Raw genomic sequence first — 13,089 nt, 5'->3', positions numbered from 1 at the left:
TTCGCGAGCGCTGCCAGAGATTTCGGATTTTAACAATCTGTATCTTCAGTTTCTAAAAATGCTTGCTCTTGGCAATTGTCTTCGGGAAAGATGAGTTGTTCTTTTAAAGCGTTTTTGCCTGTAAGCAACTCTTGTTCAAGATTCTTAAAGGGCCACAAGCTGCGATCCATTAATTGACTGGGCTTGATGCTTTGTAAGGCATGCAGCATGTTGCTTGGGATCTTTGGGTTTTCTTTGGCAAGTTCATCAATCAGCCTGCCGATTCGTTTACGGACAAGATTCTCCTGAGAACCGCACAGGTTGCATGGAATAATTGGAAATTCTTTTTCTTTCGCATAAGTCATGATGTCTTTTTCCTGCACATAACACATCGGTCGAATCACAATATGTTTTTTATTGTCACTAAGCAGCTTGGGAGGCATGGAACGAATGTCGCCGTTGTAGAATATGGACATCAACAGGGTTCGGATTAAATCATCACGATGGTGGCCGAGGGCAATCTTGTTATAGCCGTTTTCTTCCGCATAGCGGTAAATGATTCCCCGCCTTAACCTTGAGCACAATGAACAATATGTTTTTCCTTCCGGAATTTTTTCCTTGACAATGCTGTATGTGTCCCTGGTTAAAATTTCATAGGGGATATTTCTGGATTCAAGCCATTCGCGAAGTTTACTGTCATTCCAGCCGGGTTGTGCCTGATCAAGAGTAAAAGCCAGCAAATCAAATTTTTCATTGCAACGCGCGCGCAACAAATGAAGTAAAGTCAGCAAGGTAAAGGAATCTTTGCCTCCGGATAAACACACCATGACGCGATCGCCTGTTTGAATCATGTTAAAATCAGCAATCGCTTTACCGGTATAGTGCAATAATTTTTTTTCAACAGGAGTAGGAGAGGAAATCATAGTTACAGCTCAGGTTAAAAAGAAGGTTATTGGGTTAACTTTTCATTGAGTTTGCCAGGCAAGCCCTTGATGCGCGTTGTGTCTAACCATGAGTTAATTTCTTCAAGATCATTCACATTCAGGGTTCCCGCAAGATATTTCAGGTTTAAAATAGCATTAATCAGGCCATATTGATCAGAAGCAAGTTGCTGCTGGGCTTCAAACAGACGCTGTTGGGCATTGACTACATCCACCATGGTGCGCGTGCCCACTTGAAACTGAGCTTCCGTACTTTCCAGAGAATTTTGTTGTGAAACCACGGTTTGCCTGTCAGCCTTGACTTTGCTGATGCCGTCAATGATGGTGTTAAAAGCAATCTGGCTGTTGACCACCACGTCTCTGTATGTTTGCTCTAACTGCTCACTGCTTGTTTGAAAATTAAATTTTGCTTGCCTTGTTTGCGATGCCACCAATCCTCCTTGATACATAGGAAAATTCATGGCAATCGCGACGCTTGAATTCATTTGAGCAGATGGGACAAAGACATTGCCGGGCCCGCCGCTGTTATTGGTTTTGCCGCTGTTGCCCTGCAATGAAAAAGTGGGCCAGTTGCCTGCAGTCTGTGCCTTGATGTTTTCTCTTGCGGCTTGCAGGCTATATTTGGCTGACAATAATTTGTAATTTTGCTTTAATCCTGTGGCAATCCATTCATCGGCATTTTCCGGCTCAGGCTTAACAAGGGGAATCCGGCTGTTACGCAGCGGCGATAAATATTCGTAAGTGTGGTTGGTCAGTTTTCGTAGATTTTCATTTTGATTGATTTGGTTGTTTTTAGCTGAAATAACTTGCGCAATAGACTGATCATAGGCTGCTTTTGCTTCATAAACCGAGGTAATGGCATCTAAACCGACATTGAACCTTTGTTGGGCCTGTTCAAGCTGGCGTTTATTGGCGCGAAGCTTTGCTTCTGCAAAACTCAATGTGTCTCTGGCAAACAAAACATCGAAGTAAGCTTTGGCTGTGCGCAGGATTAAATCCTGTGCCGCATCATTAAAAGTCGCGTGGGCAGCTTTGACGGATGATTTTGCCTGTTGTACTTTTGCCCATGCCTGATAATTGAAAATCGCCTGAGACGCAGTAAATTGCCACTGATTGCTGTTGTAGGTTTGCTCATCGGTAAAATTTGCGGTATGGACGCGAATGACATTTCGGCTGGATTGAGCTGTTGCATTAACCTGTGGCAGTAAGGCTGCTTTTGCCTGGGGCACTGCTTCGCAATTCGCTAAAAAAGTGCTGTAGGCAGCCTTAAATGCAGGATCATTTTCGAGGGCCTGTAAATAAACGTCCATCAAATCTGCTGCGCGGACGCTAAAGACAAAGCTGAACGCGCAGGAATATAAAACAAGCCGCTTAATCAGTTTGTGGAGGAAAGACCCAGCCGAGTTAAGAATGCGCTGATGCGCCTTTACAAAATGATTCGTCAACTGATACCGCATTACTCTCATTGCTGCATGCCTTAGAAAACAAATTCTTTTGGTTTTAATTTATTAATTAAAGGAGGAATTGAGGTTTCAAATATGAGCTTTTCTTCCCATACATTGTCCTGCGTGAGCGTGAGCAAGACCGCAGGCATAATGGGCTTGTCCCCAACGATGATAAATAATTTTCCGCCCGGTAAAACCTGCAGCCGGTGGGTATCGGTTATTTCCGGTACAGCGCCCGTGAAAACCACCACGTCATAAGGCGCTTTGTCCACCCAGCCTCGCGCAGCGTCGCCAGTAACAAGCTCTACATTTTTACATTGATGCTCAGCAAGCTTGAGCCGGGCCTGGGCTGTAAAATCAGAAAAATAATCGATGCTTAGAACATGTTTTGCCAATCGGCTTAGCAAGGCTGTTAAAAAACCTGTGCCTGTTCCCACTTCCAATACCGTTTCAGTGCCTTTTAAATCCAGTGATTGTAACAGTGTGGCTTCTTCCAAAGGAGCCATCATTTTTTGCTGATGGGGCAAATCAATCCGCATATCAGAATAGGCAAAATGCTTAAACTCCTTTGGCACGAAGTTTTCGCGAGGAATGATTTTGAATAAATCAAGAATTCTGTCATTCAAGACATCACCTGTCCTCAGTTGCTGTTTGATCATATTGATGCATGCGATTTGACTGCTCATGTAATCCCGCCGGTGAAATTATAAAACTAGGTTAAAACGATGGCATGATTTTAGCAAGAATTGTTCTCTGGTGCGACGATTTCATGATCAAGGGAAGTAATTTAGGTCTTTGGCCGCTGACGTAAATATGGTTGCACGTAGTGCAATTGTGTAAAATTTGATATTATCGGCAAATTTATCTATTTATCAGGAGATTCATGTGATTGATCGCTTTAGAGATTATTTGCAAACTGAGTTGTTGAAGCTCAAAGAAGAAGGCTTGTACAAGCCGGAAAGAGTCATTACCACTCAACAGCAGGCAAATGTCGCAGTCAATGATCAGGAGTTAATTAATCTCTGTGCCAACAATTACTTGGGTTTAGCCAATCATCCCCTTTTGATTGCCGAAGGGCAAAAAGCACTGGCTCAATATGGTTATGGGATGGCATCGGTGCGTTTTATTTGCGGCACTCAAACCCCGCACAAAATTCTGGAAGAAAAAATAAGTCAATTTCTCGGTAAGGAAGAAGCCATTTTATATTCCTCATGTTTTGATGCCAACGCTGGTTTGTTTGAAACCTTACTCGGCCCTGAAGATGCTGTCATCAGCGATGCTTTGAATCATGCCAGCATCATCGATGGCATTCGCCTCTGTAAGGCACAGCGTTATCGTTATGCCAATAATGATATGAGGGATTTGGAAAAACAGCTTAAGGAGTCGCAAGGGGCGCGCTTTCGTCTTATTGCTACCGATGGGGTGTTTTCAATGGACGGCATATTTGCCAATTTGCCTGAGATTTGCGCACTGGCAGAAAAATATGATGCCATGGTGATGGTTGATGACTCGCACGCTGTTGGATTTATCGGTGAATCCGGCCGGGGCACTCCCGAATACTTTGGTGTAACTGACCAGATTGATATCATAACCGGTACTCTCGGAAAAGCCCTGGGCGGAGCCTCTGGGGGTTATACCTCAGCAAATTCAGTGATTATAGAATGGTTGCGCCAGCGTTCAAGGCCTTATCTTTTTTCCAATACGCTGGCACCGGTAATCGCGGCTACTTCTATTGCTGTTTTGGACCTGTTGGAAAAGAGCCATGATTTACTTGTTAAACTCAAGCGTAATGCCCAGTATTTTCGCTCGGGTCTTCAGAAATTGGGCTTTAACCTGATACCAGGAGAACATGCAATTATTCCTGTCATGCTGGGGGATGCTGCATTGGCTGCAAGAATGGCGGAAGAATTGCTTAAAGAAGGGGTTTATGTTGTCGGCTTTTCATTTCCCGTCGTGCCCAAGGGGCAGGCTCGAATTCGCACCCAAATGTCTGCAGCCCATGAATTGCATCATTTGGATAAAGCTTTAAATGCCTTTGAGTCAGTAGGGAAAAAGCTTGGCATTATTTAAAAAAATTAATGAATTTTAATAATCAGTAAATGAGATGAATCGAGGATAGTATGAAATCATTGGTTAAAGCAAAGCGGGAACCGGGTATTTGGATGCAGGATGTGCCCGTCCCAGAATATGGCGTGAATGATGTTTTGATTAAAATCAAAAAAACCGCGATTTGCGGCACGGATATACATATTTATTCCTGGGACGACTGGGCACAAGCCACAATTCCTGTGCCTATGTCTGTCGGCCATGAATTTTATGGAGAAATTGTTGAAGTTGGCCGGGAAGTCAAAGGAATAAGCCCGGGCCAGAGAGTTTCTGGAGAAGGCCATATTACCTGCGGTTTATGCCGTAACTGTCGGGCCGGCAAGCGGCACTTGTGCCGCAATACCAAGGGAGTAGGTGTGAATCGTCCAGGGAGTTTTGCGGAGTATTTGGTTCTGCCGGCCAGCAATGTATTGGTTTTGCCTGACAATATCACAGACGAGCAGGCAGCAGTACTTGATCCTCTCGGCAACGCAACTCACTGCGCCTTGTCCTTTGATGTGGTTGGGGAAGATGTATTGATAACCGGTGCAGGGCCTATCGGCATCATGGCGGCAGCTATCGTTCGCCATATTGGCGCCCGTCATGTGGTGATTACGGATGTGAATGATTATCGCCTAGACTTGGCCCGTAAGATGGGTGTTTCGCGGGCTGTGAATGTGAAATATCAGCCGCTCAGGGATGTGATTGATGAGCTTGGCATGACAGAAGGCTTTGATATAGGGCTTGAAATGTCCGGTAATCCCATGGCTTTAAACGACATGGTCAAGGCCATGAATCATGGCGGACGAATTGCGATGCTTGGCATCCCTCCCCAGGAAACGCCGCTCGATTGGAATCAGGTTATATTTAAGGGATTGATTGTCAAGGGAATTTATGGCCGGGAAATGTATGAAACCTGGTATAAAATGATTGCGATGTTACAAAGCGGTCTCAATATTTCCCCTGTGATTACCCATCGTTTTCCCATAAGCGAGTTTCAAAGCGCTTTTCAAATTATGGCTTCTGGCCAGTCTGGCAAAGTGATCCTTGACTGGAGTGAGTTGTAATCGGCCGAAGACAGTATTTTTCTACGGTTTTTAAGACCCTTTGGGAGTTTTTATGTCACAATATATTTTTACGATGAATCGGGTGAGCAAAGTTGTTGATAACCAGCGATTCATCCTGAAAGATATTTCGCTAAGTTTTTTTCCTGGCGCAAAGATTGGTGTTTTGGGCTTAAATGGTTCTGGCAAGTCTACTCTGCTTCGCATTATGGCAGGTATTGACAAAAATTATGATGGCGAAGCGCGCCCCCAGCCTGGCATTAAAATCGGTTATCTTGCTCAGGAACCGGAAATTGATGCCCATAAGACAGTGCGCGAGGTCGTAGAAGAAGGTGTGGCAGAGATGAAAGCTCTCCTCGCCCGCTTTGATGAAATCAGCATGCGTTTTGCCGAACCAATGAGTGATGATGAGCTGAATGCCCTTTTGGCGGAACAAGGGGAATTGCAGCAGGCTATTGATGCAGGCCAGGGGTGGGAGCTTGAACGGAAACTTGAAATCGCTTCTGATGCGTTAAGGCTTCCGGATTGGGAAACTAAAATAGAGGTTCTTTCTGGCGGTGAAAAACGCAGGGTCGCTTTATGCCGCTTGCTGTTGTCGAACCCCGATATGCTTCTTTTGGACGAGCCGACCAACCATTTGGATGCGGAAAGTGTTGCCTGGCTTGAGCGTTATTTGGAAGAATATCCCGGAACTGTCGTGGCAGTCACCCATGACCGGTATTTTCTTGATAATGCGGCAGAATGGATACTTGAGCTTGATAGAGGGGAAGGTATTCCCTATAAAGGTAATTATACTTCCTGGCTTGAGCAAAAAAATGCGCGCCTTGAACAGGAACAGAAACAACAGGCATCCCATCTCAGGGCTTTGAAAACTGAGCTGGAATGGGTGAGGACATCGCCAAAAGGGCGGCATGCCAAGAATAAAGCCCGCCTTGCCCGTTTTGATGAGTTGAACTCCAAGGAATTTCAAAAACGCAATGAAACCAATGAGATCTATATACCGCCAGGTGAACGCCTGGGCGACTTGGTGCTTGAAGGCAAAAATATCAGAAAGGCATTTGCCGATCGCTTATTGTTTGATGATTTGAATTTTCACTTGCCGAAAGGCGGCGTGCTCGGCATCATCGGCCCGAATGGGGCGGGTAAATCCACCTTTTTAAAAATGATAACCCGGCATATTGCCCCCGACAGCGGTGAGTTACGCATAGGAGAAACAGTTAAGCTGGCTTATGTCGATCAAATGCGTGATGCTCTGGATGATAAAAAGACAGTCTGGGAGGAAATATCTGAAGGGCATGATATCATTCAGGTTGGCGCGTTTCAGATGCCTTCACGGGCTTATGTCGGCCGCTTTAATTTTAAAGGTTCTGATCAGCAGAAACGGATGTCTCAGCTCTCGGGCGGCGAGCGAAACCGCGTGCATTTGGCAAAGCTTTTGAAGAGTGGCGCAAACGTCTTACTACTCGATGAGCCAAGCAATGACCTGGATGTGGAAACTTTGCGCGCACTTGAAGAGGCAATCTTAAATTTTCCTGGTTGCGCTATTGTCGTGTCTCATGATCGATGGTTTCTGGATCGCATTTGCACGCATCTTTTAGCGTTTGAAGGTGATTCACAGGTGACATTTTTTGAAGGAAACTACAGCGAATTTGAGGAAGATAAAAAACGCCGCCTCGGTGACTTGGCTGTGCGGCCTTCAAGGATTAAATATCGTCGTTTATCGGCGTAATTGATCCTGCTCATTCGCCTGTCATCCTTCGCCAGCGAAGGATGACAGATTTTGATTTTACCAAATTTCAGACATCCCTCATGACCTACGGGATAAGGTAAAAGAATGATGAGCAGCGCATGTAATTAAATTTTTGAATATGAGGATGCTTTTTCATGAATAAGCAATTGTTGCTGGTTTTAGCGTTAGCTATGAGTTTAACAGCCTGCGTTGATTTTGATGAGTCGACCTATATTACAGACGATGCGGGCATTGTCCACCATACTAAACATTATCTGCGCGATCACCGTGGAGCCAATTATTTTCCCAAACAAAAACAGGCTGCCGGCAAAAAAGAGTTTGTTTTTGATCCAAAGGTTGCGGCATGGGCTGCCTATGATGCTGAGGGGCGCCGTATTATGACCGGCAGCGCTTCTGGTGGAAAAGACTTTTGCGAGGATGTGGGTAAGCCATGCCGAACAGTGACTGGTACTTTCCGCGTCTATAACAAAAAGGGCATTAACTGCAAATCAGGAGAATATCCTGTGCAAACGGAAGGGGGCGCAAAAATGCCTTATTGCATGTATTTTTATCGTGGTTTTACCATCCATGCAGCTTATGAAGTCCCTCCTTACAACTCCAGCCACGGATGCATCCGGGTCTTGCCCAGTGCTGCAAAATGGCTTAATGAAGAGTTTATTGATATAGGCACGACTGTAACGGTGCTTTCCTATCCGGACGAAGATGGGGATAAGGACGAGGTCGGTTAACAGCAGTGCGTGTCATTCAACTGACACGCGCCTAGTTCATTATTTTTAGTTTCAAATCGATAACATCGGCATGGATGCGAACTTTTCCTGTGGTAAAGGGCATCTCTTGCCCATTCAATACAACCTTGTTGTTCATCGTGGTATTTGAGAATCCATGTCCATACAGTAATTCAATGAGCATATTCTTCTTAATGTGGTATTCTGCCGCAAGGGCGAGAAAAAACTGGGTGTCAGCAGGAAAATTAATTGTGCGCAAGCGGTCCTTTTCTGGCCCGTCATCTATCATGCCCAATAAGGTCATGCCCAGTTTTTCATTGTATTGATTGCGCAGTACGCCAAGCAGCGCAATGGAATTACTAAAACTCATATTAAAAGAAAAATGGGGGCTTAATGGCGGCGGAGCGCTGGTATTGCGAAAATTGGCAAATTGATTTGCGCTCCATTGACTGTAAAATACTTGCGCGCTGGCAAGCCAGTCTTTGTTAAACAGGTGAACATAGCTTAAAACTGTCGTGGCAGGCATACGGAAGTCAAATGCCAAATTCGTGTTCATCCCGTTTTGCAGCGTGCTGGTACCTCGGGTGACCTGCTTAATTGAAGAATAATAAGTTAGCCCTAAAAAATTGGTAGGATTAAACATATGATAAACACCAAGATTGTAACCTAATCCAAACCCCGATGTTTGGTTAACCAAATTGGCAAAAGCGGCAGGCCCTACGGGTAAAGCCCAGTTCGTTTCGTTATTTTGCAGAAAATTAAAATTCAGTCCTGCTCCAAAGTGCCATTGCTTGTTGAAACTGTACGATGCTCTGGGACTTACATCAATATCTGTGAGATAGGTTTGTGTGGCTGCATAGCGGGTAAATGAATTGTTTCCCCAATTAAGGTTAGAGTGAAAAGGCTGGGTGACATCAACAGCAAATACGCTACTATCATTAAGTCGCGTTGCTATCCGCCCGTAAGGCAGGAAGCTTGTGGTGCGCGAATAAGAAATGCCTTCGCCATAGAGGCCGTTGTTGAAATTGAGTACGCTTCCTGCAAATCTGGCATTGGTATAAATACCGGTACCGCCAAGGATAAACTCATTTTGTTTTATCTGAAACAAAGCTGCGGGATTGCTGTAGCTTATACCGGTAAAATATTGGATGACATTGGCATGAGTATTGAAGTTGAATAGAAAAATGATTAAAGCAATTAAGTAAGGCATCATCATCCTGAAAGCTTGTTAAAATCGAGAAAGCGCCTGTCGTCCTGCTTGAACATGGGCAGGACGAGAAAATTTTTTTATTCTTGCCCTGTTTGTTCGGATGCCTTGGTCGAATTGTCTGCATTTTCTGCGGCACGGGGAGCAGCAATAATTTGCATGATACCGAGCTCGCCTGTCATTTTTCGGCCAATTAACATGTTCACCATCAATTTTTGAGTTAATTTTTCTTTATTGTTCTGATAGACAACTTCCAGTGGAATGGTTGCTTTCCATTGATTTTCTTTCACAGGGTTAATATTAATTTCTCCGTCTATCTGACTGCTGACGGTTAAATTCTGTGACTTAATGGCATCAATATTGCCTGATTGTTGTAAAGCCTCCTGATAACCCTGCCAGCCGGTTTCAGTAAAACAGGCCTTTAGTTGCTCAAGTTGTTGATCAATAGTTGCAGAATTAAAGTCAAATGCCTGGATGACAGCCTGTTTTGACCAAGCGTTGACTATGGAAGGTTCAATATCAGTTTTCTCTGGCGGTATCTGGTAGCTGCAATTGATTGCCGCGGCTGTTTCTGGTTTTGTTTGGTCAGATGCCGGTTGCGCTTGCTGTTCTACAGCGGGCTGGCTTGTGGATTCAGCAGGAGGATTGACGCTCTCAGCATATAGGGTATTGCTAAGCATTGCCAAAAAAACTGCGTTAATGACAGTGTTTCTCATGGTTTACATTCCTTTATATATTAAATTTAAAAACTTAGCCAATAGATTTGCCGCCAGTCTCGCTGTTTGTTGTCCTTGATCCAGCGGCGGTGAAAGTTCGGCAATATCAAGACTTACCACTTTGCCAGTTTGTGTGATGTATTTCAACAGGGTGAAAACCTGCGCGGGAGATAACCCCATGGCCTGCGGAGCACTGACGCCTGGCGCGTGGCTTTCAGAAAATACATCAAGACAAATAGTTACATACAAATGCTCATGTCGCAAAACAAAATCATCAAGAAAAGCCATTTGCCAGGCAATACTCTCCGCATGCATTTGATCAGCAGTCAAGTATGAAACCTTAAACTCATGGGCGCTGTCAAAAAGGGATTTTGTGTTGGCAGTTGGCTGGATGCCAAGGCAGCAATAGTTAAAATCAAGATTGTTCTCAATGCAATACTGGCGAATCTGCCAAAACGGCGTGCCGCTTGTTGCAGATTCTATTTTGGGACGTAAATCAAAATGGGCGTCAAAATTGATGATCCCAATATCCGGATATTGGGCCGCCAACCCCATAAAATGCCCCCAGGCAATCTCATGCCCCCCGCCTAATGCCACTGTTTTGTATCCCTGATTTTGGAAATGTTGAATGAGTGTCGCGAAATGTTCCTGAGCGGCTTCAAGCTGATTTTCGTTACAGATAATATTGCCAACATCCATTAAGTTGAGATTGTTATGCGAGGCTAAAGCCCCAAGTTGGCGGCGTATTGCATCAGGCCCTTCCTTGGCTCCAGTTCTACCGAGGTTTCTTCTCACCCCTTCATCACTGCCAAAGCCAATCAAAACTATCGCTTCCTCGGGTTGCGTTGGGTGCGCCCCGCGAAGATCACAGCAGGTGACTTTTTGAAAAAAGCGTTCTTCTGGCAAACTGTCTTTCCTTCCCTGCCATAAGGATGAAGAAGGCGCCTCATAAAATTTCATGTCAGATAACATGAATGCTCCCGCCCGCGCAATGTTACGAAATTATATTATGGTTCAACAACAAGGGAAATGTAATCTATGTTTGAAGTCAAAATTGTATTGCAGGGATGTAAATTTTAGACCAAACATGTTGTGCGTTTATCTCTCAGGCTAAATTTTAATCGTGCCTTAAAAGGACATGTCTGCTATCATCTTGAACTCAAGTTTTTTACTGTCTAATTCGGAGGCTGAGGTGTTTGTGGTAACAGGAGGAGGGACAGGAATTGGTGCGGCTTTAGCCATATCTTTGGCTAGAAGGAACCAGCCTGTTTTAATCATTGGACGCCGCGAAAATCTCTTGCGGCAAACCGCAGCTAAAGCTTCCGGCATTGAATATCTGGCAGCTGATGTCTCAACCGGTGAAGGCCGCCAGCTGATTGCCGGGTACCTCGAGCATGTTCCTGTGATCAAGGGACTGGTTCATAATGCAGGTACAATACAACCGATTAAGCCGCTCAATGAAATTACTGAAGTTGAATGGCATCATATTTTGGCGACAAATGTAGAACCTGCTTTATTTTTAACTCAACTATTGAGCCGGAAACTGACCAATCAGCGGGTATTAAATATCGGTTCAGGGGCTGCCTATTTTCCTGTGGCAGGGTGGGGGGGGTATTGTGTGTCAAAAGCGGCGCTTGCGATGCTGACCCGCTGCTGGCAATTAGAAAGCAGGGATATTGACTTTGCGGTAGCCATGCCAGGCATCATTGATACGGATATGCAGGCATTAATTCGCGATGCCGATTTCATGGAAGAAGATAAAAAGCGATTTTTCCATCGGCTAAAAGCAAATAAACAATTGTTATCAGCTGAAACGGTAGCTCTTTTTTTGACCTGGCTTTTGCTTGATGTGGGTAAGGAACAGTATTCCGCTAAAGAATGGGATATTTATGATCGCTCGCACCATCCTGCCTGGCTTGCTGCGGGATATGAAGTGCCTGACTGGGAAGAGCATGATGATTGATTGTGATACGTTGTTGATTAACGCAACCTTGCTGGATCGCAAGGGTCATACCCTGCCGAATCATGCCTTGGCAATTAAAGCCGGCATCATTGGCTGGCGTGGTTCTATGGAGGAGTTATCCAAAGGCATTTTGGAATCAGCCAGGAACGTTGAAGACTGCCAAAGAAAACTTGTCACGCCTGCCCTTATTGATTGCCATACCCATCTCGTGTATGCAGGTAATCGTGCCGATGAATTCGCGCTGCGTCTAAAGGGAGTTTCTTATGAGGAGATAGCGCATAAAGGCGGGGGAATTATTTCTACAGTGAAGAAAACAAGGGTGGCTTCAAAGGATGAACTTATCGAGCAGTCCCTGCCCAGGCTTTTGGCTATGCGCAAAGAGGGTGTGTTAACAGTTGAAATCAAGTCAGGGTACGGACTTGATTTGCAAACTGAGTTAAAAATGCTGCACGTTGCAAGGCAACTTCAACAGGAAGCGGACGTTGATGTTTTTACGACTTACCTTGGCGCGCATGCAGTTCCTCCCGAATATCAAAATAACCGTAAAGCTTATGTAGAATATGTCTGTGAGGAAGTCCTGCCGGCGGTTGCTGAATCAGGATTAGCTGATGCAGTCGATGTGTTTTGCGAATCCATAGCCTTTTCGGTCATGGAAACTGAGCAGATATTCGCTGCGGCAAAGAAATACCATCTGCCGGTTAAATGCCATGCGGAACAGTTATCGAATATAGGCGCAAGCTCGCTTGCGGCCCGTTATGGGGCATTGTCCGCCGACCATTTGGAATATCTTCATGAAAAGGATATCGAAGCGATGGCAAATGCTGGCACGACTGCAGTACTTTTACCGGGAGCCTATTATTTTCTTCGCGAAACGCAAAAGCCGCCTGTCAGCCTGTTGCGTCAACATCAAGTCGGTATGGCAGTTGCTACCGATTGCAATCCTGGATCTTCGCCTACGACATCCTTGCCATTAATGATGAATATGGCCTGCCAGCTGTTTTCATTGACCGTGCCTGAAGTTTGGGCGGGTGTTACTTACCAGGCAGCGCGCGCGTTAGGCATATCCCACAAAAAAGGGGTGTTGGAGAAAGGCTTTAAGGCTGATCTGCTGCGTTGGTCTATCCATGATCCGGCAGAGCTTTGTTATCAATTTGGATATCCTTTTTCGCATGAAAAAATGATTGCTGGACAGTGGGTTAAGGAAAAATAGGAAA

12 protein-coding genes are annotated in these 13,089 nt (G+C 45.0%); 6 read left to right on the top strand and 6 right to left on the bottom strand.

Annotated elements, in window-relative coordinates; genetic code table 11:
* Nucleotides 1-29: 29 nt before the first annotated feature.
* From ttcA to Llon_RS05450, 3 genes are all read right to left on the bottom strand, one after another.
* The gene (gene ttcA / locus Llon_RS05460; RefSeq protein WP_058529037.1) at nt 30-902 is read right to left on the bottom strand and encodes a tRNA 2-thiocytidine(32) synthetase TtcA; all 873 of its coding nucleotides are present in this window, start codon (nt 900-902) and stop codon (nt 30-32) included.
* Between the two features lie 26 nt (nt 903-928).
* A complete protein-coding gene (locus tag Llon_RS05455; protein WP_115336911.1) occupies nt 929-2,230 on the bottom strand; it encodes a TolC family outer membrane protein in 1,302 nt (433 codons plus the stop codon).
* Nucleotides 2,231-2,397: 167 nt separating this feature from the next.
* Nucleotides 2,398-3,051 (bottom strand): protein-L-isoaspartate O-methyltransferase family protein, encoded by a 654-nt coding sequence (locus Llon_RS05450; protein WP_058529036.1) that lies wholly within the window; start codon nt 3,049-3,051, stop codon nt 2,398-2,400.
* A gap of 202 nt (nt 3,052-3,253) precedes the next feature.
* Between Llon_RS05450 and Llon_RS05445 the strand changes: the two genes are divergently transcribed.
* The 4 genes from Llon_RS05445 to Llon_RS05430 all read left to right on the top strand — a co-directional run bounded on the left by Llon_RS05445 (nt 3,254) and on the right by Llon_RS05430 (nt 7,992).
* Nucleotides 3,254-4,435 (top strand): glycine C-acetyltransferase, encoded by a 1,182-nt coding sequence (locus Llon_RS05445; protein ID WP_425293475.1) that lies wholly within the window; start codon nt 3,254-3,256, stop codon nt 4,433-4,435.
* Nucleotides 4,436-4,485: 50 nt separating this feature from the next.
* Nucleotides 4,486-5,517: an L-threonine 3-dehydrogenase gene (gene tdh / locus Llon_RS05440; protein ID WP_058529034.1), complete on the top strand. Its 1,032-nt coding sequence runs from the start codon at nt 4,486-4,488 to the stop codon at nt 5,515-5,517.
* Between the two features lie 52 nt (nt 5,518-5,569).
* Nucleotides 5,570-7,243: an energy-dependent translational throttle protein EttA gene (gene ettA, locus Llon_RS05435; protein ID WP_058529033.1), complete on the top strand. Its 1,674-nt coding sequence runs from the start codon at nt 5,570-5,572 to the stop codon at nt 7,241-7,243.
* A 155-nt stretch (nt 7,244-7,398) separates the two neighbouring features.
* Nucleotides 7,399-7,992, top strand: coding sequence for a L,D-transpeptidase (locus Llon_RS05430; protein WP_058529032.1), 594 nt, complete (start codon nt 7,399-7,401; stop codon nt 7,990-7,992).
* Between the two features lie 31 nt (nt 7,993-8,023).
* Here Llon_RS05430 and Llon_RS05425 read toward each other — a convergent pair whose 3' ends face one another.
* The 3 genes from Llon_RS05425 to hutG all read right to left on the bottom strand — a co-directional run bounded on the left by Llon_RS05425 (nt 8,024) and on the right by hutG (nt 10,884).
* The gene (locus tag Llon_RS05425; RefSeq protein WP_058529115.1) at nt 8,024-9,199 is read right to left on the bottom strand and encodes an OmpP1/FadL family transporter; all 1,176 of its coding nucleotides are present in this window, start codon (nt 9,197-9,199) and stop codon (nt 8,024-8,026) included.
* A 77-nt stretch (nt 9,200-9,276) separates the two neighbouring features.
* Nucleotides 9,277-9,912, bottom strand: coding sequence for a DotI/IcmL family type IV secretion protein (locus Llon_RS05420; RefSeq protein WP_058529031.1), 636 nt, complete (start codon nt 9,910-9,912; stop codon nt 9,277-9,279).
* Between the two features lie 3 nt (nt 9,913-9,915).
* Entirely contained in the window at nt 9,916-10,884 is a 969-nt protein-coding gene (gene hutG, locus Llon_RS05415) for a formimidoylglutamase (protein WP_058529030.1), read from the bottom strand.
* A gap of 166 nt (nt 10,885-11,050) precedes the next feature.
* Between hutG and Llon_RS05410 the strand changes: the two genes are divergently transcribed.
* The gene (locus Llon_RS05410) at nt 11,051-11,875 is read left to right on the top strand and encodes an SDR family NAD(P)-dependent oxidoreductase (protein WP_237758263.1); all 825 of its coding nucleotides are present in this window, start codon (nt 11,051-11,053) and stop codon (nt 11,873-11,875) included.
* Entirely contained in the window at nt 11,868-13,085 is a 1,218-nt protein-coding gene (gene hutI, locus Llon_RS05405) for an imidazolonepropionase (protein WP_058529113.1), read from the top strand. Before Llon_RS05410 ends, hutI begins: the two co-directional genes overlap by 8 nt.
* The last annotated feature ends 4 nt before the right edge of the window (nt 13,086-13,089 follow it).

The sequence above is a fragment of the Legionella londiniensis genome, from assembly GCF_001467825.1.
GTDB classification, from domain to species: domain Bacteria; phylum Pseudomonadota; class Gammaproteobacteria; order Legionellales; family Legionellaceae; genus Legionella_A; species Legionella_A londiniensis.
Note: the sequence above shows the minus strand (reverse complement) of the source record. Positions and strands in the feature narration are given on the sequence as shown.